Source organism: Streptomyces sp. NPDC046870 (genome assembly GCF_040704595.1).
GTDB lineage: Bacteria > Actinomycetota > Actinomycetes > Streptomycetales > Streptomycetaceae > Streptomyces > Streptomyces argyrophylli.
In genome coordinates this window covers 57,891-78,365 of the sequence record NZ_JBEYXM010000019.1, presented here as the reverse complement: position 1 = coordinate 78,365, position 20,475 = coordinate 57,891, and the positions used below count along the sequence as shown (strand labels likewise).

At 74.0% G+C, this 20,475-nt stretch carries 18 protein-coding genes and 1 pseudogene; 8 read left to right on the top strand and 11 right to left on the bottom strand.

Annotated elements, in window-relative coordinates; all coding sequences use genetic code 11:
* Positions 1 to 45 precede the first annotated feature (45 nt).
* Genes AB0946_RS30570 through AB0946_RS30560 form a run of 3 tightly spaced genes read right to left on the bottom strand, consistent with a single transcriptional unit; the run spans position 46 to position 1,735 of the window.
* Positions 46 to 777, bottom strand: coding sequence for a metallophosphoesterase (locus AB0946_RS30570; protein ID WP_366763897.1), 732 nt, complete (start codon positions 775 to 777; stop codon positions 46 to 48).
* Positions 774 to 1,052 carry a BON domain-containing protein gene (locus tag AB0946_RS30565; RefSeq protein WP_366763896.1) on the bottom strand — a complete coding sequence of 93 codons (279 nt, stop codon included), beginning with the start codon at positions 1,050 to 1,052 and terminating at the stop codon, positions 774 to 776. The genes AB0946_RS30570 and AB0946_RS30565 overlap by 4 nt, the downstream gene beginning before the upstream one ends.
* Positions 1,049 to 1,735: a hypothetical protein gene (locus AB0946_RS30560; protein ID WP_366763895.1), complete on the bottom strand. Its 687-nt coding sequence runs from the start codon at positions 1,733 to 1,735 to the stop codon at positions 1,049 to 1,051. The genes AB0946_RS30565 and AB0946_RS30560 overlap by 4 nt, the downstream gene beginning before the upstream one ends.
* Positions 1,736 to 2,282: 547 nt before the next feature.
* Here AB0946_RS30560 and AB0946_RS30555 point away from each other — a divergent pair.
* Positions 2,283 to 3,425: a PP2C family protein-serine/threonine phosphatase gene (locus tag AB0946_RS30555; RefSeq protein WP_366763894.1), complete on the top strand. Its 1,143-nt coding sequence runs from the start codon at positions 2,283 to 2,285 to the stop codon at positions 3,423 to 3,425.
* A 233-nt stretch (positions 3,426 to 3,658) separates the two neighbouring features.
* A complete protein-coding gene (locus AB0946_RS30550; RefSeq protein ID WP_366763893.1) occupies positions 3,659 to 4,417 on the top strand; it encodes an NPP1 family protein in 759 nt (252 codons plus the stop codon).
* 102 nt (positions 4,418 to 4,519) lie between these two features.
* Here the strand turns inward: AB0946_RS30550 and AB0946_RS30545 are convergent, their stop codons facing one another.
* From AB0946_RS30545 to AB0946_RS30530, 4 genes and pseudogenes are all read right to left on the bottom strand, one after another.
* A complete protein-coding gene (locus AB0946_RS30545; RefSeq protein WP_366763892.1) occupies positions 4,520 to 5,020 on the bottom strand; it encodes a hypothetical protein in 501 nt (166 codons plus the stop codon).
* 109 nt (positions 5,021 to 5,129) lie between these two features.
* Positions 5,130 to 5,606: pseudogene (locus tag AB0946_RS30540) on the bottom strand (SRPBCC domain-containing protein).
* A gap of 97 nt (positions 5,607 to 5,703) precedes the next feature.
* Positions 5,704 to 6,519: an SAM-dependent methyltransferase gene (locus AB0946_RS30535; protein ID WP_366763891.1), complete on the bottom strand. Its 816-nt coding sequence runs from the start codon at positions 6,517 to 6,519 to the stop codon at positions 5,704 to 5,706.
* Between the two features lie 87 nt (positions 6,520 to 6,606).
* Positions 6,607 to 7,482 carry a helix-turn-helix transcriptional regulator gene (locus AB0946_RS30530; protein ID WP_366763890.1) on the bottom strand — a complete coding sequence of 292 codons (876 nt, stop codon included), beginning with the start codon at positions 7,480 to 7,482 and terminating at the stop codon, positions 6,607 to 6,609.
* Positions 7,483 to 8,471: 989 nt separating this feature from the next.
* Here AB0946_RS30530 and AB0946_RS30525 point away from each other — a divergent pair.
* Positions 8,472 to 9,215: a GNAT family N-acetyltransferase gene (locus AB0946_RS30525; protein WP_366763889.1), complete on the top strand. Its 744-nt coding sequence runs from the start codon at positions 8,472 to 8,474 to the stop codon at positions 9,213 to 9,215.
* 103 nt (positions 9,216 to 9,318) lie between these two features.
* Here AB0946_RS30525 and AB0946_RS30520 read toward each other — a convergent pair whose 3' ends face one another.
* Together AB0946_RS30520 and AB0946_RS30515 are read right to left on the bottom strand one after the other, a co-directional pair.
* Positions 9,319 to 10,023 (bottom strand): lysophospholipid acyltransferase family protein, encoded by a 705-nt coding sequence (locus tag AB0946_RS30520; RefSeq protein WP_366763888.1) that lies wholly within the window; start codon positions 10,021 to 10,023, stop codon positions 9,319 to 9,321.
* A 354-nt stretch (positions 10,024 to 10,377) separates the two neighbouring features.
* Entirely contained in the window at positions 10,378 to 10,836 is a 459-nt protein-coding gene (locus AB0946_RS30515; protein ID WP_366763887.1) for an NAD(P)H-dependent oxidoreductase, read from the bottom strand.
* A 160-nt stretch (positions 10,837 to 10,996) separates the two neighbouring features.
* Here AB0946_RS30515 and AB0946_RS30510 point away from each other — a divergent pair, with 160 nt between their 5' ends.
* Both AB0946_RS30510 and AB0946_RS30505 read left to right on the top strand, forming a co-directional pair.
* Entirely contained in the window at positions 10,997 to 11,638 is a 642-nt protein-coding gene (locus AB0946_RS30510) for a class I SAM-dependent methyltransferase (RefSeq protein ID WP_366763886.1), read from the top strand.
* Positions 11,639 to 11,736: 98 nt separating this feature from the next.
* Positions 11,737 to 12,450 carry a lipoprotein gene (locus AB0946_RS30505; protein WP_366763885.1) on the top strand — a complete coding sequence of 238 codons (714 nt, stop codon included), beginning with the start codon at positions 11,737 to 11,739 and terminating at the stop codon, positions 12,448 to 12,450.
* Here the strand turns inward: AB0946_RS30505 and AB0946_RS30500 are convergent.
* Both AB0946_RS30500 and AB0946_RS30495 read right to left on the bottom strand, forming a co-directional pair.
* Complete coding sequence (locus AB0946_RS30500) at positions 12,437 to 13,093, bottom strand: GNAT family N-acetyltransferase (RefSeq protein WP_366763884.1); 657 nt, start codon at positions 13,091 to 13,093, stop codon at positions 12,437 to 12,439. The two genes, AB0946_RS30505 and AB0946_RS30500, sit on opposite strands and share 14 nt — an antisense overlap.
* 93 nt (positions 13,094 to 13,186) lie before the next feature.
* Positions 13,187 to 15,145, bottom strand: a complete 1,959-nt coding sequence (locus AB0946_RS30495; RefSeq protein WP_366763964.1) for a DUF1996 domain-containing protein — start codon at positions 15,143 to 15,145, stop codon at positions 13,187 to 13,189.
* A 391-nt stretch (positions 15,146 to 15,536) separates the two neighbouring features.
* On the opposite strand from AB0946_RS30495, the gene AB0946_RS30490 reads away from it, so the two are divergent.
* The 3 genes from AB0946_RS30490 to AB0946_RS30480 all read left to right on the top strand — a co-directional run bounded on the left by AB0946_RS30490 (position 15,537) and on the right by AB0946_RS30480 (position 20,462).
* Positions 15,537 to 17,159, top strand: coding sequence for a C40 family peptidase (locus AB0946_RS30490; protein WP_366763883.1), 1,623 nt, complete (start codon positions 15,537 to 15,539; stop codon positions 17,157 to 17,159).
* A 333-nt stretch (positions 17,160 to 17,492) separates the two neighbouring features.
* Positions 17,493 to 18,857, top strand: a complete 1,365-nt coding sequence (locus AB0946_RS30485) for an FAD-dependent oxidoreductase (protein WP_366763882.1) — start codon at positions 17,493 to 17,495, stop codon at positions 18,855 to 18,857.
* 396 nt (positions 18,858 to 19,253) lie between these two features.
* On the top strand, positions 19,254 to 20,462 hold the full coding sequence (locus tag AB0946_RS30480; protein WP_366763881.1) for a hypothetical protein: 1,209 nt from the start codon (positions 19,254 to 19,256) through the stop codon (positions 20,460 to 20,462).
* Positions 20,463 to 20,475 lie beyond the last annotated feature (13 nt).

The window sequence follows — 20,475 nt, the reverse complement described above, 5'->3', positions numbered from 1 at the left end:
CCGCCGGGCGCCGGCCGGCCTGCCCGTCCCTGGCTCCGCCGCCCGTCAGTCGTGCCGGCCGGGCAGGTGGTACACGTGGAACGCCTGGCCGATCACCGGCTGGGCGACGTTGCGCACGCGCACACCCCCGCTGGTCATGCCGTGCTCGGTGCCGGCGTGGGCGTGGCCGTGCACCGCCAGGTCGGCGCCGCCGGTGTCGATGGCCTCCGCGAGCAGGTAGCTGCCGAGGAAGGGGTAGATCTCCAGCGGCTCCCCGGCCAGGGTGTCCGGCACCGGCGAGAAGTGGGTCAGCGCGATCCGCACGTCGCAGTCCCACTCGTGCAGGTCCTTCAGGGCGCTGTGCAGGCCGTCGGCGCTCCGCCGGGTGTAGCGGACGAACTCCTTCATCAGCGGTTCGCCGAACTCCCCCGCGCAGCGGCCGACGAAGCCGCCGCCGAAGCCCTTGGTCCCGGCGACCCCGATGCGGGCGCCGTCGGCGGTGACGACGGCCGCCTGCCCCTCGAGGACGTGCGCGCCGGCGTCCCGGAGGATCGCCGTGACCTCCTCGGGCCGTTCGTCGTGGTGGTCGTGGTTGCCGAGCACGGCGACGACGGGCACCCCGAGGTCCTTGATCTCCCGGGCGACGATCGCGGCCTCCTCCGGTGTGCCGTGGCGGGTGAGGTCGCCGGCGAGCAGCAGGACGTCGGCGCACTCGGGCAGTGTCTCGAAGGAGGGCCGCAGGGTGCCCTGGCTCTCGGGGCCCATGTGGATGTCGCCCACGGCCGCGACGCGGATCATGTCAGGTCCTCTCCGTGGTCGGGCGAGGAGGTCCCGGCGATGAGCAGGTCGCTGTGGACCGGGTGCCCCGCCAGTTCCTCGCGGGCCGTGCGCAGGATGTGGTCCCGGCACTGGGTGGACGGCACGGTGCCGGTGAGCAGGACGGTGTCGCCGCGCAGTTCGAGCCGTACGCCGAGTTCCGCGAGGTCTCCGGAGGCCAGGTGCTCGGCGAGGTGGGCTACGCGGTAGTCGAGACTCCCTGCCGCCGGCGGGGGCGGCGGGGGCGTTTCGGTCATGACTGCCCCTCCTGGGCGTCGATCACGTTCAGCCGTTCGAGCAGGAAGAGGAAGGCGGCCGGCATGGGCTCGCCGCCGCAGGTCGTGCGGACCTCGTCCCAGTCGACCTTCTCGCGGACCGCGCGGGCCACCGGCAGCACCGACCCGAAGTCGCAGTAGTGCTCGGAGAAGGCGCTGATCAGGCTGCGGATGAGGTCGGTCGGCGACAGCACCGGCATGAGCACCGAGTCGACCGGCAGGACATGGGCCCGGTCGAGCATGTCCCGGGTGACGGGCTGGTGGGCCAGCGCGAAGATGATGTCGACGTTCTGCCCGTGGCAGGTGGTCTTCAGCAGCCAGTCCTCCGGTGGGGTCCGCACGGGCAGGCCGGCCTCGCTCAGTGTGGCGGCCACCGCCTCGGCGTCGTCGGGCAGGATCGCGAAGTCCGCGTCGTGCTGGAGGTAGCGGCTGCCGCCGTGGGCGTAGACGGCCACGCTCCCGGCGAGCGCGAAGGGGTGGCCCGCGCGTTTGAGCAGCGAGCCGATCTCCTTCGTCGCCTCCAGGATCGCCTGGCTGCGGTCGTGCGGCAGTTGCGCCGGTTCCCGCGCGGACGAGAACTCCAGGTCGGGCCCGTCCGAGGCGAGGCGGAGTTCGGTGACATCCGGTCGCCGGAGGGATGCGGTGTCCTCCCCGTTGTGCGTCATGACCTCTCCATTCGGCACCCTGCTTCCCGGGACGGCCGGATCGGCCCCGGGGCCGGTACGGGTACCCGGCGCACGGCCGGCGACACGGCGTCACCGAAAGGCTTCACCCGTCCGATGACGGGGTCCGGGGTTGCCGGGGGCCGGGGCGCGGTCGGCCGGGGAGCCGGGAGCCGGGGTACGGACAGCCAGGGCGCAGTCGTCCGGGGTGTCGGGGTGCCGGGAGCCGGGGTACGGACAGCCAGGCGCGGTCAGCCGAGGCGGGATCACCCGAAGCAGGCCGACCGAGGCGGAAGCGGCACCACCGCCCCAGGCGGGACCGGCCCAGACGGGCACGGCCGGGACGGGACCCGCCGTGGTGGCACCGCCCGACGTGGCGCCGCCCGCAGTGGACCGCCCCCCCCCGCGTGGGCTCGCCCGAGGCCCGGTCCGCCGGTTCCACGGCCTGCGGTCGGCCGGGCGGCGACGGCCGTCGCCGCGAGGCGGTCGCCTTACCGGGGCGGCCGTCGGTGAGTGGCCGGGCGACCTGGGCGGGAGCACGCTGGTAGGCATGGCACCCGGGGGCCCGCGCGTCCGTCTCCGGCAGCCGTGGCTCAAGGTCCACGCGCTGCTGGCGCTCCCGGTCGTGCTCATCGTGGTGATCACGGTCGTGGACCTGCGGCTGCCCTGGGACATCCACCTCGGACCGGCCCTGGTGATCGCCCCCGCGCTCACCCCTTCCTTCGCCGGCCCCCGGGCGACGGCGGGCGTCGGGGCGCTGGCAGTGGCCGCCCAGTTCCTCATCGGCGTCCACCGCGGCGGGCTCGCCACCACCAATCACATGGTGCAGCTCATCACCCTCGTGATCCTCGTGGTGCTCACCGTCGTCTACAGCGCCCTGCGCGAGCGCCGGCAGGCCCTGCTGGCCCAGGTCCGCACGGTCGCCGAGGCCGCGCAGCACGTCCTGATGTGGCCGCTGCCCGAGCAGATCGGCCCGCTGCGGATCGCCTCGCTGTACCTGGCCGCCGAGGACGAGGCCCAGATCGGCGGCGATCTCTACGCGGCGACCGTGTCCGACGGCTCGGTCCGCCTCCTCATCGGTGACGTCCGCGGCAAGGGGCTGCCCGCCATCGGCGAGGCCGCCCTGCTGCTCGGCTCGTTCCGGGAGAGCGCCCACCGGCGCATCCCGCTGGCCGAGCTGGCGACCCGGCTGGACCAGAGCGTCACCCGCTACGCGGCCGATCTGGAGAGTCCGGAGGAGGAGGGCGAGCGGTTCGCCACCGCGCTGCTCCTGGACATCCCGGAGCGCGGCCCGGTCACCATGACCAGCTGTGGTCACCCGCCGCCGCTGCTGCTGAGCCCCGGCCATGTGGTGACCGTGCCGAGCCTGCACCCGGCTCCGCCGCTCGGGGTGCACGCGGCCGCCGAGCACACCCTGGACGTGTTCTCCTTCGAACCGGGCGACACGCTGCTGCTCTACACGGACGGGGTCATGGAGGCCCGGGACGAGCACCACCGGTTCTATCCGCTCGCCGACCGGGTCGCGCGGTGGACCGAGGACAGCCCCGAGGCGTTGATGCACCACCTGCGGCGCGATCTGCTCGCGCACGCCGGCGGCCGGCTCGGCGACGACGCCGCGCTCATCGCCGTGCACCGCACCCCCGTCGAGCGCCGCCGTCACCACGGCCGCGGCGAGATGGCCCGCCACGGGTGAGCCCCCGGCCCGACCCCGCCGGCTCACGATCCAGGCCATCGGCCCGTCCCGCGCCTTACGGCGGCAACCAGGGCGAACGTCTGACTTCCGGTCGATAGCGGTACGACGGCACCCATGCGGGTGCCTGTCGCCGCCACGTTCAACTCACCTTGTGGCAAAGTTCAGTTCGGAGGGTGGCCCCTCCCGCCGAGACGTTGCGAGAATCTGCGGCGCCTCGACAACAGGGAGCCCACGTGCGTCAGTTGACCTCCGCGCTCGCCGCCGCCCTCGGCGCGCTCGCCCTCGTCCTCAGTTCGCCCGGCACCGCGGGCGCCAACGTCCTGCAACTGCTGCCGCAGAACGCCGACGGCCTGGAACAGACCTTCTCCCCCGCCTACGACTACGACGGGGACGGCTGTTACGCCACCGCCGCCATCGGCAGCGACGGCACCATCAACCCCGGTCTGAAGCTGGGCGGTGACGTCAACGGCCACTGCCACGACTACGCCCAGCTCGCCAACGCCAACACCTACTCGCGCGAGAAGTGCAACAACGGCTGGTGCGCGGTGATGTACGCCAGCTACTTCGAGAAGGACCAGGCGACCCTCGGGCCCGCCGCCATCGGGCACACCCACGACTGGGAGCACGTCGTGGTGTGGATCAAGGACGACACCGTCCAGTACGTCTCGGTGTCCCAGCACTCCGGCTACCAGGTCGCGGCCCGCTCCTCGGTGCGCTTCGACGGTACCCACCCGAAGATCGTGTACCACAAGGACGGCGTCTCCACCCACTGCTTCCGGTTCGCCAACACCAACGACGAGCCGCCGGAGAACGTGACGGGCGGCTGGTTCTATCCGCGGCTGGTCGGCTGGAACGGCTACCCGGCGGGCTATCGCGAGAAGCTGCTGAGCGCGGACTTCGGCGCGGCCACCATCAAGATCGACGACGGCGACTTCCAGTACGCGCTGGCGCACTCCATGCCGTCGGGCATCCCCTTCGACCCCAACGCCTGACCCCGGGCGCCCGCGTCGGCCCCGCGGGCACGCCCGGCCGGCCGGTGGGCGCGGGCCCCGCTCCGAATGGGGCGGGGCGGGACCCGTGCCCGGTGCCCCGGGTCAGCCGGCCGGCTTCAGGTCGGTGATCTTCAGGGTCTTCAGGTCGGACCGTACATCGATCCGGCTGACCTGCGGGTGCGGCCCGTCCCCCCAGGTGAGCGTGACCCTGCTGGTGGCGTGACCGGCGCCGGAGCCGGTGTAGGCCACCTTCCACTTCACCGGCACGTTCTGCGCGAAGAGGATGCCGTCGGCGTGTTCCCTCTTCTCGTAGGCGGCGACCTTCTTCTGCGCGGCGGCGGTGAGGTAGAAGCCGCGCAGCGCCTTGGCGCCGGCCGCGGCGGTGGGGTCGTCGGTGGCCCAGACGGCGTCGATGTAGGCGCCGTAGAAGTCGGCCACGTGCTGGGTGACGTTCCGCGGGTCGCCCTGTGCGGACGACACGGCGGCGGCACGGGTGGTGCCGTCCGCGGAGGCCCCCGCCAGGGCGGGCGTGACGGCGGCCAGGGTGAGGCCGGCCGTGAGGGCCGCGGCGGTGAGCAGGGTCTTGCGGCTGCGCATGGACATGTGTCCCATTCCCCCGGTTTCTTCGCGACCGGTCCGATCCCGGTCGTCGACAGCCCTTAAGACCGCTTTTCCCGCGCCCCGGTTCCGCTTTCCGCTCCCCTCTTTCCGGTCATTTCCCGTGCGGGGGCTGCGGCCCTTCGACGAGCCGGGCGAGGTTGTCCAGGGCCATGCCGGTGCCCCGTTCATTGTCCTCGGGCGGGATCGCGTCCGGGACGCCCTCGTGCCGGATCTCCACGTCCGTGCCGCCGTCGGCCGCGGTGAGCGTCGTCGTCATGGTCATCGTGGAGCGCAGGGCGTCGTCGCCGGTCTCGAAGGCGAAGACCTCGACGACCAGGGCGCCGGGCACCAGTCGGGCGAAGTGCCCCCAGTAGGTGTCCGTGCGCCCGCCGGACTTCCCGGCGCCGGCCGGGTCGTCGTAGGTGAGGGAGATCCGGAAGGTTCCGCCCTCACGGGCGTCGAAGGCGTGCACGCGGGCGGTCATGCCGGCCGGGACCCGCTAGGCCACGACCGCCTCCGGGTCGGTCAGGGCCCGGTAGACGGCGTGCGGGGGCGCTGCCACGTGCCGGGTGACGCGGGTGGTGTACATGGGGCTCACGGTAGCGGCCGGCGACCGCCCCGTCCGTCGTACGACGGGAGGCGGGGCCGAGGTCCGGGAGGTGGGTCGGACCCCGGCCCCGGGTCTGTCACGGCTTGCGGGCGACCGCGCCGTACATCGCGATGTCCTCGTCCCGGATGCCCTGTTCGCCGTTGCCGTCGGGGTGCCACTTGTGCACCTGGACGATGCCGGGCTCCACCAGGTCCAGGCCCGTGAAGAACGCGTGGGCCTCCTCCAGGGTGCGCAGCCGCATCGGCATGTTGCGGGCCGCGTACTCGCGGGCGACCCGGCCCACCTCCTCGGGCGCGAACTCGGCGGTGCCGATGGACATCGCGAGGTGGCTGCCGGACGGCAGCGGTTCCAGCAGCCGCCGTACGACGCCCACCGCGTCGTCGGCGTCCAGCATGAAGTGGACGATCGCGATGACGGTGAGGGCGACGGGCCGGCTCAGGTCCAGGGTCTCGCGCAGCTCGGGGGCGTCCAGAATGGCCGCCGGGTCACGGAAGTCGGCCTCGATGTAGGCGGTCCGGCCCTCGGGGGCGCTGGCCAGCAGGCCCTGGGAGAGGGTGAGCACGATCGGGTCGTTGTCGACGTAGACGACCCGGGACTCGGGGGCCACGGCCTGGGCGATCTCGTGCAGGTTCGGCGAGGTCGGGATGCCGGTGCCGATGTCCAGGAACTGGCGCATGCCCGCCTCCTGGGCGAGCCAGCGCACGGCACGGTTCATGAAGTCGCGGTTGGCCCGCATGTGCACCGGGAGCGCGGGCCACTCCCGGGACATGGCGTCGCCCGCCTCCTTGTCCGCGGGGTAGTAGTCCTTGCCGCCGAGTATGTAGTCGTAGATGCGGGCGGAGTGGGCGTTCTCGGTGTCGATCCGGTCGGCCGGCCATCCGTTGTCGGGCAACGCCGTGTCTCCCATTCGGTCAGGTGGGGCTCGGGGCTTCGCGTCAGCAGGTACGAGGGCGGGGCGGGCAGGCGGTATCGGGGCGGGTCACCACTCCTTGCGCAGCGCGGCGAGCAGGGTCTCGGTCCTGCGGGCGGACGCGGCCTGGGCGCTGAGCCGGTCCAGGGACTCCCGGTAGACCACGACCTCGTCGGCCTTGTCGAGGTAGACGGCCCCGAGGAGGCCGCTGAGATAGGCGATGTCGGGCAGTTCGCGGGCCCGGAACCGGAAGAGGTGGAAGGCTCCGGCCGGCAGCGCGGGGTGCGGGCCGTTGGCGAACGGCATGAGCTGCACGGTGACCTGGGGCAGCCGGCTGACCTCGATGAGGTGGTCGATCTGTGCGCGCATCACCCCGGGGCCGCCGACCGGCCAGCGCAGCGCGGTCTCGTCCATCACCACCCACAGCCGTGGCGGTGTGGCCCTGGTCAGCAGCTCCTGGCGGCGCATGCGCAGGGCGACACGGCGCTCGGCGACCTCGGCGGGCAGGTGCGGACCGGCCGTGGTGAGCAGGGCGCGGGCGTAGTCCTCGGTCTGCAGCAGGCCGTGCACGAACTGGTTCTCGTACGCCCGGATGTGCAGGGCCGCCTGTTCCAGGCTGAGGTAGGCGGAGAACCAGTCGGGCATGACGTCGCGGTAGGTGTGCCACCAGCCGGGCTTGTTGGCCTCGCGCACGGACTGCAGGAAGGTGTCGATCTCCTGCTGGTCGGTGACGCCGTAGACCTGGAGGAGTTTCTCGGCGTCCGCGAGCCGCAGCCGGGACACCTTGGCGGCCTCCATACGGCGGATCGTGGAGTGGCTGACCCCGATGGCGGCGCCCGCGTCGGCGTAGCTGAGGCCGGCCCGGGTGCGCAGCTCCTCCAGCCGTCTGCCGAGGATCATGCGCAGCACGGACGGGGCGCCGCCCCAGTCGGTCTCCGCGGTCACGCCCACCCCCTCGTCAGCTCCCAGGACACCCTCGCACGCGATCGGTGTGCGCAGCCCATTCGATCACGTTCTGGCCGATGCAGCATGCACTTCACCGCCTGCAAATTTCAACTTGTCGGTTGCGGAGCGTGGTTGGCGGGTGCCAGAGTGGACGCACTGCTCCGGCCGACCCGAGGAGCAGGCGACGCTGCCGGTCCGGGGAGGCAGGCCGCCGCCACGGCCCGCCGCCAGGCGGTGGGACGTCTGTTGCCCGAGCGGCCGGCCGACGCCCGCATCCTCACCCGCGAGGCCGGACGAAAGGCGCACGGCGATGGCTCCGCCCTCCCCCCACCGACGGTTCCCCCGACCGGCCGGCCAGGACAGCCGACTCGCCGTGCGGGAACGGCCGTCGTCCTCGTCGGCGACGGCGCCGCAGCGGCTGCCGGTCCCGGCCGGCGCCCCCGACCACCCGGAGGCGAGCACCCTGGTCGACTCCCTGGGCCCCATGGCCCCGACCACCTCGCCTCCGGGGCCGCATGTCCCGCTCCCACCCTCTGCCGAAGCGCACCGCTACGGGCGGTGAGGCCCGCGCCGCGCCCGAGGGAGAGGCCCCACCGACCCCGCGCGCCGGTCACCGCACCGCCCCCGGACCATCCCCCACTCGTCCGAAGGACAGCCATGCACCACGCCCCCACCCCTGCCCCCACCCCCACCCCCACCCCGGCCGCCGACCCGTCCTGGACCCGCACCCGTCCCAAGCCCGGCTCCCAGGAACAGGCCGGCTGACACGAGCGGCGGCCGGCCCGGGCGCCGGCACCCCGGTCGCCGGGTCGCGCGTCCGAGGAGAACGGCGTCCTTGCCGACGTCTGCGGGTGGCGCTTCCCGGCAGGGCCCGCCACAGCACGGGCCTCGTGCGGCCGGGACCCCGTACGGCGTGCCGGCCGCGACCCGCTAGATTCACCGCCGGTGCGGAGCGTCCGTGCTCTCGGTGGGCCGGTGCCGTGTCCGCCGTGTCTGCTGGGATGCGGGGTCGCATGGGCTGGTCGCTGTTCCGCCGTGGCCGGATCGCGTCGGGACTTGTGGTGCCGGGTCGGTGTACACCCGGGCGGCATGTCCTGCGCACCGAGCGGCTGTTGCTGTTCACCCCGCGCACCCGCCTGGACGTGGCGGCGGCACTCGCCGCGAGCGCCGACGCGGAGGCGCAGCGGTGGCTCGGCACCAAGGCGGACGAGGTGCTGCCCGACCCCGCCGTCCGCCGGGCCCTGCTGGCCTGGCGGCCCGCCGGGGAGGACGGCCGCCCGATCCCCCGCGAGCTGGCGGAACCGTTCACCCCCGGCCCGGACGACCCTCTCCTGCTGGTCGTGTTGCGCCGGTCCGGCCTCGGTTACGCCGGTGCTCTCGAACTGCACCACCTGACGGGCGAGATGGGCGGCTGGCTGGCGCCGGGCTGCCGTGGCCAGGGTCTGGGCGCGGAGCTGTTCCGCGCGGGCCTGGAGCTGGCCCACACCCACCTCGGGCTGGCCACGGTACGAGCCGGGGCCGAGCCCGCGAACGCCGCGAGCCGGCGTGCCCTGACCCGCGCGGGCCTCGTCCCCGACCAGGGCCCGCGCCGCCACACCCTGCCCGACGGCCGCGTGGTGGACGCCGTCTGGCACCGGCACGACACCACGACGCCGACGCACTGCGGCGACCGTCAGGGACCGTCCCGGCGGCGCCCGGCCACCCGGTCCGCGTCCGGCCGCCGTACGTCGTAGGCCCGGCCACGCCGGTCGGCAGGTTCCGGGTCATCGCACCTCGTTTGGCCCGGGCGGGTTGGCGGACCACCTCCCGCCGGGTCCGCCCCTCCTGACGCATCCTTCAGGGCCCGTGCTTCCCGTCGGCCCTGTCCTCCCCCTCGGCCCCTTCCTCCTCCGTTCCGCCCCCCAGGGCGCGGACGGCGGTCGACCACGCCTGGACGAGTGCGGTTTCCAGGTCGTCCAGCGGGTGGTCGGACGTGTCCAGCCGCAGGGCGGGGCCGATGTGCACGTGGACGCGGGGGCGGCGTACGGGCGCGGTGGCCCAGCCGGCGAGCTGCTTGACGAGGCTGCCGGAGGAGACCCGGCGGGCGCCCGCGTGCCCGACCGGCAGCACCGGGACGCCGGTGGACAGCGCGAGGCGTACCACCCCGGACTTCAGGCGTCCGGGCGGGCGGTCGTGGGAGGCGCGGTAGCGGGGCAGGCCGCCCTCGGGGTAGACGAGCACACCGCGCCCGGCCGCGAGGGCGTCGGCGGCGGCCCGGAGGGCGTCAGGGGCGCGGCGGCCGCCCCGGTGGACGGGCACGTGGCCCTCCCGGGTGAGGGCCGGGCCCAGCAGGGGCACCCGCCACAGTCCGGCGGTGGCCAGTACGGCGGGGCGCAGGCCGAGCCGGTGCAGGATGCCGATGAGCAGGACCGGGTCGAAGAACGAGGTGTGGTTGGCGGCGAGGACGTATCCCGTGCCGGACGGCCGCACCAGGTGCCGGGTGCCGCTCACGTCGGTGTCGCTGAAGACGGGCACCAGGGCCCCGGCCCATGCGGACAGCATCGGGCCCTCCTCTCCGCTGTTTCTCCCCCGTGCCGGTCATCACCGGCACCGCGCTCGCACGCACGGCCATTCTGCCCCTGATGCCCGTTTGGCGTGCGGTGTCCACAGGCCGGCGGGTGAAGGCGGACACCCTGGCCGGCGACTGGGACCGTGCTGCTACGACGGGATCCTCGGCGCCGGGATGTACGCGCTGTCCGCCGTGGGCATCACGACCGGCCGCCACCGACGCTTCGCCCGGTCCGGTGACGACGCGGGTGGCCGGGCACCGGCGCCACCACCAGAACGCCGGCCCGGAGGGCCGGCAGGCCGGGGCGTAGCGCGGGGACCGCTCCGGGGACGTGGCGGCGGGGCGGCTCAGGCGCCGGGCATCAGGCCCGCAGCCATCGTGGCCCCCAGCTCCCAGCACGCCCGGACGTCGGCCTTGCCCGGTTCCCCGGTGACGGTCACCGGCTCGGCCGCCCGGCGCCAGCCGAGGCCGGTGGTGACGGTCTCGACGGCGCGGACGGCACCGGTGACGTCGTTGCCGCCGTGGACGTAGAAGCCGAAGGGGCGGCCCCGGGTCTCGTCCAGGCAGGGGTAGTAGACCTGGTCGAAGAAGTGCTTGAGGGCACCGGACATGTAGCCCAGGTTGGCGGGCGTGCCGAGCAGGTAGCCGTCGGCTGCGAGCACGTCGGAGGCGGTGGCCGACAGGGCCGCCCGGCGTACGACGCGCACGCCCTCGATCTCGGGTGTCGTGGCTCCCGAGACGACCGCCTCGAACAGGGCCTGGCAGTTCGGTGAGGGGGTGTGGTGGATGATCAGCAGGGTAGGCACATCCGGCACCCTGCCGTGCGCGTACCGTCCCTCGCAAACGGCCGCTCCGAGGCGCCTTCCGAGGCATACTGCGAGGCGCGGTCCACGGGCGGAGTCCGGGGCCGCGCGACCGGCTTTCCGGGACGGGACGCGCGGCCGGACCGAGACAGGAGGATCAGTCGTGGTCGACGAGGACCGCAGGGCACAGGCCGCCGTGGTGTTCGACGCGCTGGGGCTCGCCTACGAGCAGGCGTTCGCCGGCTCCGCACCGCACCGGGCGTCACTGCGCCGGCTGGTGGAAGGGCTGGCGCCGGGCAGCAGGGTGCTGGACGTGGGCAGCGGGACGGGCCGCCCGACCGCGCAGACCCTGACCGAGGCCGGACACCGGGTGCTGGGCATCGACATCTCACCGGTCATGGTCGACCTGGCCGCGCGGCAGGTGCCCGGGGCCGAGTTCCGGCTCGCCGACATCCGAAAGACGCCGCTGCCGGAGGACTCGTTCGACGCCGCGTGCGCGTACTTCTCGCTGTTGCAGATGTCCCGCGCCGAGCAGGCGGCCGTCGTGGCGAAACTGGCCCGCGCGGTACGGCCCGGCGGCTTCGCCGCGCTGGCCACCGTGCCGCTGGACCTGGAGGACGCGGAGGGTCTCTTCATGGGGCAGCCGGTCCGGGTCACGAGCTTCGCCGCGGAGGCGTTCACCGCACTCGTCTCCGGCGCGGGCCTGACGGTCCTGGCGCAGGAGCAGGCCCTGTTCACCCCGAGCGCCCCCGAGGCGGGACCCGAGCCCCATCTCTTCCTGCACTGTGTGCGCGAGGCCGGGTGAGGGACAGCCGGTGAACCGCAGCTGGTGAACCTCATCGCGGCCGGTGTTGTCGGTGCCCTCGGCTACAGTGACGCCTCTGAACCGAAGGGGAGGCAACAGTGCAGGTCGGGGTGGGGACCGTCGGAGGCCGCATCGTCGTGGTGGCCGCGCTCGCGGCGGTGCTCGGCGGGTGCGCCGGGTCCGCGGACGGTGACGGGAGGAAGTCCGCGAGCGCGTCGGCGAGCACGCGGGGCACGGCGGCCGGGGACACGGGCGCGAAGGGCGCGACGGCGGCACGCGGCGGCACGATCGGAGCGGCAGGCTCGGCCTGCGAACTGCCCGTCAGCTTCGCCGTCGCCCGTCACTGGAAGCCCAAGTCGATAGACGCCGAGGAGGAGTTGGCCAAGTCGTCGAAGGGCGAGGACGGCGACCTCAGCGGGGCGCTCGCCGACGCCTTCCTCCGGCAGGGCCCGGTCACGGCCGCCTGCGAGATCGACGCCAAGCCGGCCGGCAACATCGGCTTCCTGCGGGTGTGGAAGGGCAAGGCCGGCGACGCGGACGCGGGCAGTGTGCTGCGCGCGTTCGTCGCCGCCGAGGACAACGTCGGCAAGGCGAGGTACCACTCCTTCAGGACCGGCGGCGGCGTCCCCGCGGTCGGGGTCGAGTACCTGTACACGAGCAAGCTGCTGGACGAGACGAAGAAGGAGAGCGCCTTCGCCGTCAGCACGCCCGACGGTCCGGTCGTCCTGCACCTCGGGGGCATGGACACCCAGGAGCACGAGGAGATGCGGCCCGCGTACGACCTCGCCCAGCAGACGCTCAAGCTGAGCTGAGGTCCGCCGCCCGCTCCCGCGCCGTGGCCCGGCCCAGGTAGGTGAGGGGGCCCGCGTCGGCGACCGGGATCTCGTGGAAGCCGACCCGGTCGTAGAAGGCGCGGGCGGCGGTGTTGGCGGTGACCATGCCGAGGTGGACCGCCTGGACGCCCTGTCCGCTCAGGGCGTCCAGGAAGGTGTGCAGCAGGCGGCGGCCGTGCCCCTGCCCCTGCCAGGGCGGCAGCAGGTCGATGTGCAGGTGGGCGGGGTAGGCGGCGAGTTCGGGGACGAGCATCCGCTCCGGGTGGTGCAGGAGGCTGATCATCTCCTCCGTGGGCGTGCGGGGCGGCGCGACGGGCTCGGGATAACGGCCGGCCAGCCGGGGGATCCAGCTCCGCCGGAAGTCCTCCACGAAGCGTTCGGTGTCCGCCGTACCGACGATGTATCCCACGGCCCGGCCCGTGCCGTCGTCCAGTACGAAGGCGAGGTCCGGGTCGAAGTGGCAGTACGGCTCGGCGAAGAGCGACGGCATCAGGCGCTGGTCGGGGTAGAGGGCCCTGGAATCGCCGCCGTTGTCCGCGGTGCGGACGCAGACGTCGGCCACGGCGTCGCGGTCGGCGGGGCGGTAGGGCCGTATCGGCGGGTTCGGGTGGAGGGACGGCATGGCCCCTATGCTCGCTCCTTGGGAGCGCTCCCACAAGGGGTGTGCCGTACGGCGGCGACCGCCTCGGAGAGGGCCGCCGCCGTACGCGGACGGTCAGTAGCGCATGCGCCTGGCCCGGAGCAGCATGAACAGGCCTGACAGCCCGAGCAGCGTGCCGATCGCCGCGGGCCACAGCTGGGCGCCCGTCTCCGCCAGACCGCCCCGGCTCGCCTGCGGTTCGGTCCCCGCGGCCGCCGGTGGGGCGTACGCGGCGGCGGTGGTGCCCTGACCCGGTGCGGTGGCGGTGGCCGTGGCGCCCCGACCCGGCGCGGTGGCGGACGGGGCCGGTGCCGGACGCGCCGCTGTGGACCGGGGTTCGGCGGACGCGGCAGGTGCCGCCTTGTCGTCCGTGTCGTGCTTGGTGGTGCGGGCGGGTGACGTCGTCGCGTCGTGCCGTGGCACCTCACCGGCCCGGGACGCCGACGGCGCGGGCGGGGAGGTGACGCTCCCGCCGCCGTCCTCCGTGGAGCCGTCGCCCGGCGTCGCCGTGGCGCTCGGACTCGCCGTGGGCGCCGGCGTCGTGGCGGAGCCGTCGTCGCCCGGGGAACCGCAGGTGCGGCCGGAGTTGATGCAGTCGACCATCTCGCGCATCAGCTTCTCGTCGAAGACGTTGATGAAGTCGCCGTGGTCGGTGACGGGCTTGTGCAGCTGCTCGGGGAAGGAGTCCACCGCGAACAGCGGGACGGTACGGCCGCCGTCCGTGAGGCTCGGCGCGTCGACATCGTAGACGATGCGCTGCACCAGCTGCGGAATGGGCGCGAAGCCCGCCGGGCAGGAGCCGTCGGCGGACGTGAAGGCCACGTGGGTACGGTGGTTGGCGCTGTCGATGTTGCGGCCGTCCCAGCAGCTCTGGAAACGGAAGGTGCGCACCACGTCACTGCCCGGCGGGCACAGCGGGTACTTGTCCTTCAGCTGCCGGTTCTCGTAACCGGTGCAGCTCCAGGACGCGTTGGCGTTGCCGGGGCCGTTGACGAAGGCCTTGGCGTCGCCCGTGATGATGCGCAGCAGGCGCGGCATGGCGGTGACCTTGCCGCGCGGGTTGCCGACGAACGTCAGCGTGACCTGCCTGGGCGTCACGATCCGGCCCGCGTTGCCCTCCGTACCGCCGCCCGGCGCGCCGGCGTCCCGCTCCTGGGTGCCGTTCTGCAGGCGCAGCACCGGCCAGTAGTACGACGACTTGTCGCCCTGGTCCGCACAGCTCGTGCCGGCCTCGGCCAGGTCCTCGTCGCTCGCGAAGGCGTTGTTGCCCTGGTTGCCGACGTAGTCGTGGAAGTGGTGGGCGCCGTTGGAGACGCCGGGGGCGACGATGACGTTGTCGGAGTTGAACAGGCCGCCCGCGTTGACCCCGCAGTCGGAGGTGAACGTGCCGCGCGAGGCGTCGGCCTGCGGCGGCGGGGCCGGTGCCTCGGGCGGTACGGAGGTGATGTCCGCGTAGTCCGAGACGACGGGCCCGTTGCCGCCCTGCCCGGCGCCGTTCTGTCCTTGACCGCCGCCGTTCTGTCCCTGCGCGTCGCCGCCCTGGTCCGCGCCTGCGCCGTCCTGCTCCTGGCCGGTGCCGCCCTGCCGGCCGCCGTCGGCCGGCGTGCCGGTGGCCTGACCGTCGTCGCCGGGACGCAGGGTGCAGGCGGCCAGATCGTCCAGGCCCCGCGGACGTTCCCCCGACCGGCCGAGGGCGTCGGCGATCCGTCCGATGGACTCCGAACGCTTCTCCTCCAGCGGCTTCATGATGGTGTCCCCGGCGGAACCGGCGTCCTGGCCGCCGGCCCGCCCCGCCTGCTGCACCTGCTGGTACGCCGCAGCGATCTGCTGGTCCAGCGCGGCGAGTTCGCGGTCGACCTCGGGACGGGCCGCGTCGGGCACGTCCGTCAGCCGGCCGCCGACATCGGGGCAGTCGATGGTCGCCATGCCCGAGGAGAGGACACGCCCGGAGGCGTCCGTGCCGGAGCCGTCGCCCCAGCCCTCGGTGGCCGAGGCGTAGACGTTCGCCCCGACGAGCCCGGCTCCCCCGAGCATCAGGGCGACCGCGGCGAGGGTCGCGCGTCGTGCGCCGGTCGGGCGTCTGCGCCTGTTGCGTACCAAGGTCGTCCCCTGTGTGATCGCCGGTGGTCTGACCGCCGGTGGGTGTGGCCGGCGGCCGGGCATGGAGTTCCCCGGCTTCATACGGCGGGCGGAGCCGCTGTGTTCAACGGAATCACGAATTCACCGGGACCTCACAGAAAACCATGGTCGCCGCCCTTTCCCCGTCGAACACCGTCGCGAACATCACGAATACGTATCGGACATTCCACACCTCAACCTTCACACGAGGTACACACGTTGGCTAGGTTGACGCGAGGCCGCCGCCCGGCTCTGCCCCGGCGAGCCGCCCAACTGCCCTGCGGGGCGAGGAAGGAGCACGTCCTCCATGTCGCCGGAGAGCCGCGACGAGGTGCGACAGCGGATCGCATCCCTCTACGACCGGGCGGAGAACGACACCGGTAACTTCAACGCGACCCGGGCCATGGCCGCCCGGACGCGTTCGCGTGGCGTACCGCTGGCCAAGCGGGCGGGCCGGCGTCAGGACCCCGCGCTGGACGAGGTCGCCCGGAAGTGGTTCGACGCGGCACGCGCCGCCGTCGGCCCGACCGTCCCCGCCGTACTGCCCGCGGACCGGCTGCCCGACAGGTCCGCCGCTCCGGCGCGTTCGCGGGAGCCGATGGACGGGGTGCCGCTTCCCGGGGGTGAACGGGAGGTCCGCGCCCTGCCGGGTGGGGGCGGTGAGCCCCTCGCTCTGCCGCGGGGTGGCGGCGACGCCCTGGGCCTCCCCGCCCTCCCGGGCGGCGGGGAGCCGCGCGCTCTTCCGGGCGGTGAGCGGCGGGCGCTGGGGACGGGCGGCCTGCCCGAACAGCGGTCCGCCGGACGGGAACCGGGTACCGGCCGGGTTGTGGCCGAGCTGACGACCGGCTCGGTGACGGGCTCGGTGACGGATGCGACGAGCGGGTTCCTGCCGGGCGGGGCCCTGCCGGGCGAGTCCCTGCCGACCGGGTTCCTGCCGGGCTGGGCCGTGCCGGGCGGGGCCTTGCGGTCGGAGCCCTCGCAGACCGCCGGGCTCCCGGCCACCGGACCCTTGCCCGTGCTGGACACCGGCCCGACCGCGCTGGTCGACACCACGAGCGGTACGGACCTCCCGGGCGCCGGGATCGGGTGGGGCGGCGGTGCGGCGGACACGTCCGGCCGGGGCTTGACGGGAACGGCAGAACCGGTCGGCTGGGCCACGGCCATACCGGCGGGCCCTGCCGTTGCGCCGGTCGCCGCGCCCGTCGTTCAGCGGGCGGCGGTCCAGTTGCCCCGGGCACTCCCCGGGTCGGCCGGACTCCTCCGCCTGTCCCCCGCCGCTTCGAAGGCCGGAGCGCGGCGGAAGCTCGACACGGCGCGCGACCTGCTGTCCGGGCGCACCCTCAGAGCGGGCCTGCCGGACACCGCCGACCGGCCGTGGACGGCGACGGCGCAGTCCGCCATGACCTCGGCCGTCCCGTGGCAGCGACACGGCGCGGAACCCGTCGTGTCGGCGGCGCCAGTGGCAAGTCCTCCGCCGGTCGGCATCACCGCTCCCATGACCGACACCGGCTCCCTGTCCCTCCCTCTCCCTCTCCCCCTGCCGGCACCCGCGCCCGTCGAGCCGCCCCGCGCCCCCCGTGCCGCGAAGGCCATCGCCTTCGCTCGGGCGCAGCTCGGGAAGCCGTGCGTGTGGGGTGCCACCGGTCCGGACTCCTACGACTGCTCCAGCCTGACCCAGGCGGCGTGGAAGGCGGCCGGCGTCACGTTGCCGCGTGCCGCGCACGAACAGGCGCTGGCCGGAACGCCGCTCACGACCGCCGGACTGGAACCCGGTGACCTGGTGCTCTTCTTCGAGGACGACCGGCACGTGGGCCTGTACGTCGGCGACGGGATGATGGTCCACGCGCCCGGGCCGGGGTCGTCCATCCGCGAGGAGTCGATCTACGGCGCCGGGGAGGCGGCGATCCACCGGATCATCCGGCCGGCCTGACGGGGCCCGGCCTCGGCGTCGGCCGCCCGCCCGCGCGCGTTCGGGCCGGGCGTGCGCCGGCGCCGCAGCGACCGGAGGAGCGGACGCGCGCGGAGAGCCGGCAGGTCCGGGGGGCGCGGCGATGTGGCCGGTCGCGCGGCCAAGACGCACGTCACCGCCTGAGGGCGACGCCCCGCCGAGCCCCGGCCGGCCTCGCCCTGCCCATAAGGCACCCCTGGGAGAGGCATAAGATCAGCTTATGAGGTCATAGACGGGACCCGCGTACCGACTTAGGTGTGCCTTAGTTTAGGCTCCTGATCACGTGCCCCATTCACGTTCGAAGGGAACCTGATCATGCCGCGCCCCCTGCGGGTAGCCATCGTCGGAGCCGGCCCCGCCGGGATCTACGCCGCCGATGCCCTGCTCAAGTCCGAGGTGGCCGCCGACCCCGGTGTCTCCATCGACCTCTTCGAGCGGATGCCCGCCCCGTTCGGCCTGATCCGGTACGGCGTCGCGCCCGACCATCCGCGCATCAAGGGCATCATCACCGCCCTGCACCAGGTGCTGGACAAGCCGCAGATCCGTCTGTTCGGGAACGTCGACTACCCGACGGACATCAGCCTGGACGACCTGCGCGCCTTCTACGACGCGGTGATCTTCTCGACCGGCGCGACGGCCGACCGCGAGCTGCGCATACCCGGCATCGACCTGGACGGCTCCTACGGCGCCGCCGACTTCGTCTCCTGGTACGACGGCCACCCGGACGTGCCCCGCACCTGGCCGCTGGAGGCCGAGAAGGTCGCCGTTCTGGGAGTCGGCAACGTCGCCCTGGACGTCGCCCGTATCCTCGCCAAGACCGCGGACGAGCTGCTGCCGACCGAGATCCCGCCGAACGTCTACGACGGCCTGAAGGCCAACAAGGCCGTGGAGATCCACGTCTTCGGCCGCCGTGGCCCGGCACAGGCGAAGTTCAGCCCGATGGAGCTCCGCGAGCTGGACCACTCCCCGAACATCGAGGTCATCGTCGATCCCGAGGACATCGACTACGACGAGGGCTCGATCGAGACCCGGCGCGGCAACAAGCAGGCCGACATGGTCGCCAAGACGCTGGAGAACTGGGCGATCCGCGACGTCGGCGACCGCCCGCACAAGCTCTTCCTGCACTTCTTCGAGTCGCCGGCCGAGATCCTCGGCGAGGACGGCAAGGTCGTCGGCCTGCGCACCGAGCGCACCGCCCTGGACGGCACCGGCAACGTCAAGGGCACCGGCGAGTTCAAGGACTGGGACGTCACGGCGGTCTACCGCGCGGTCGGCTACCTCTCCGAGAAGCTGCCCAAGCTCCCCTGGGACATCGACTCCGGGACCGTGCCGGACGAGGGCGGCCGGGTGATCGAGGAGGGCGGCGCCCACCTGCAGTCCACCTACGTCACCGGCTGGATCCGGCGCGGCCCCGTCGGCCTCATCGGCCACACCAAGGGCGACGCCAACGAGACCGTGGCCAACCTGCTGGACGACTACGCCGGCGGCCGTCTGCACACTCCGGCCTCCCCCGAGCCGGAGGCCGTGGACGCCTTCCTCGCCGAGCGGAACGTCCGCTTCACCACCTGGGAGGGCTGGTACAAGCTGGACGCCGCCGAGCGTGCGCTGGGCGAGCCGCAGGGCCGCGAGCGCGTGAAGCTCGTCGAGCGTGAGGACATGCTGCGGGAGAGCGGAGCGTAAGCCCCTCTCCTCCCTCCGGGCCCCTGGGGGCCGGCGCCGCCGCGCCGGCCCCCGCCGCGTTCAGTGCCGCACCGCCCGGCGAACGACTCGGTCGCGCAGCGAGCATGAAGGCGCGCCGGATTCCGGCGCGTGCCGACAGGGGTGAACGGGGTCCGCCCTCGAGCGGATGGACGGGCGGGCCCCGTTCGCCGGACATTGTGGGGGCCGGGACCGCCGCCCGGGCACGGGTGAACCGCGGTCACCTGACGCGCACCGCGCACACCCCGGGCGTACGGCGCACACCCCGCGCTCCGTGCGCACCCCGGGGCGACGCGCGGGGCCGGGCCCCCATCGCCGTGTCGCCGCGCCGAACGGTGATACTGGGAGGCCCACCCGCCCCCATCAGCAGATTGGCTCATGTCGAACTCCGCCGGCGACCGCGCCACCACCCCGCAGACCCTCTGGGCGGCCCGGGGCCGCCACACCGGTCCCGCCCCCGAGAACGTCGTCCGCCGCACCCTGCGGCAGCGCAAGGAGAGCGGTGACATCGACGACTTCACCGAGCCGCCCACGGCCGGCGACCCGGACCGGCGGGTCTTCGAGGCCCGCTGGCGGGCGGACGGCGCGGTGACCGTGCGGGCCCGGCTCACCCTCGTACCACGCGAGGGCCGGCTGCCCGGCCACGAGTGGCGGCTGGTCGCGGAGGCGGAGCGCCCGTGGGACGACGCGTGGCCGTCGCCCGCGACGCTGTTCTGGCCCGAGGGCGGCCCGGGCGAGGACGACGACGGTTCCTGGGACCACCACCCCACGGTCGCGGGCCTGCGCCTGCGGCACGCCAACGCGCTGCCGGAGGACGACAAGGACATGCGGCGGCTGCTGCGGGACGCGGCCCGGGAGGCGTGGTGCGTCCATGTCGTCGTGCACGAGGCCATGACACCCGACGAGCGGGGGAGGCTGCCGCTGGCGCGGCTGCTGCCGCCCGGCCTGCGGCACCGTGTGATCGAGCACCGGGCCACACCGCAGCAACTGCGCGCCGTCAACTGGGCGCTGAAGGACCTCGGCGTCGAGGTGCCGCGCGGCGGGGCGGTGCTGCTGCCGCCGGATCCGGCGCCGGAGGGGTACGACGGCCGGGAGCACAGCGTACGCACCGTCTTCCTGGACGGTTCGGAACCGGCCGGACTCATCGCGGCGCTGCGGCACTTCGTCGCCCTGCCCCGGCCGCTGCCGGCGGACGCCGAGGAGGCGCTGACCGATCTGCGCGAGAACTGGACCCTGTTGACCCTTCAGGAGGAGCTGGAGCGCGAGCGGCGGCTGGTCGCCATGTACGCCGAGGCGCTGGAGGCGATGACGAAGTCCCGGGACCTGTACAAGCAGGCCGCCGAGCAGGCGCTGGAGGCCCTGGCTGCGTACCGCGACGTCCCCCTGCCCGCCCTTCCCCAGCAGCGGCCCGCCTCGCGGGCACCGGGCGCCCTGCACCAGCTGACGCGGACGTTCGAGCGGCTGAGGCTGACGGGCAAGGGCAGGCAGCAGCAAGGGCCTGCCGCGGACTCCTCCTCCTACGGCACGACGCCGGCGGACGGCAGCGCCGGGGCCACGGGCGGCGCTGCGGACGGCCGTTCATCGTAGGCGTTCGCCGGGG

Coding starts and splice junctions, on each gene's coding strand:
- AB0946_RS30555 (WP_366763894.1), top strand. CDS start 2,283: ATGGCACCCGGGGGCCCGCGCGTCCGTCTCCGGCAGCCGTGGCTCAAG.
- AB0946_RS30560 (WP_366763895.1), bottom strand. CDS start 1,735: ATGACGCACAACGGGGAGGACACCGCATCCCTCCGGCGACCGGATGTC.
- AB0946_RS30490 (WP_366763883.1), top strand. CDS start 15,537: ATGTCGCCGGAGAGCCGCGACGAGGTGCGACAGCGGATCGCATCCCTC.
- AB0946_RS30570 (WP_366763897.1), bottom strand. CDS start 777: ATGATCCGCGTCGCGGCCGTGGGCGACATCCACATGGGCCCCGAGAGC.
- AB0946_RS30500 (WP_366763884.1), bottom strand. CDS start 13,093: ATGCCGTCCCTCCACCCGAACCCGCCGATACGGCCCTACCGCCCCGCC.
- AB0946_RS30480 (WP_366763881.1), top strand. CDS start 19,254: ATGTCGAACTCCGCCGGCGACCGCGCCACCACCCCGCAGACCCTCTGG.
- AB0946_RS30520 (WP_366763888.1), bottom strand. CDS start 10,023: ATGCTGTCCGCATGGGCCGGGGCCCTGGTGCCCGTCTTCAGCGACACC.
- AB0946_RS30565 (WP_366763896.1), bottom strand. CDS start 1,052: ATGACCGAAACGCCCCCGCCGCCCCCGCCGGCGGCAGGGAGTCTCGAC.
- AB0946_RS30495 (WP_366763964.1), bottom strand. CDS start 15,145: ATGCTCGGGGGAGCCGGGCTCGTCGGGGCGAACGTCTACGCCTCGGCC.
- AB0946_RS30545 (WP_366763892.1), bottom strand. CDS start 5,020: ATGTCCATGCGCAGCCGCAAGACCCTGCTCACCGCCGCGGCCCTCACG.
- AB0946_RS30485 (WP_366763882.1), top strand. CDS start 17,493: ATGCCGCGCCCCCTGCGGGTAGCCATCGTCGGAGCCGGCCCCGCCGGG.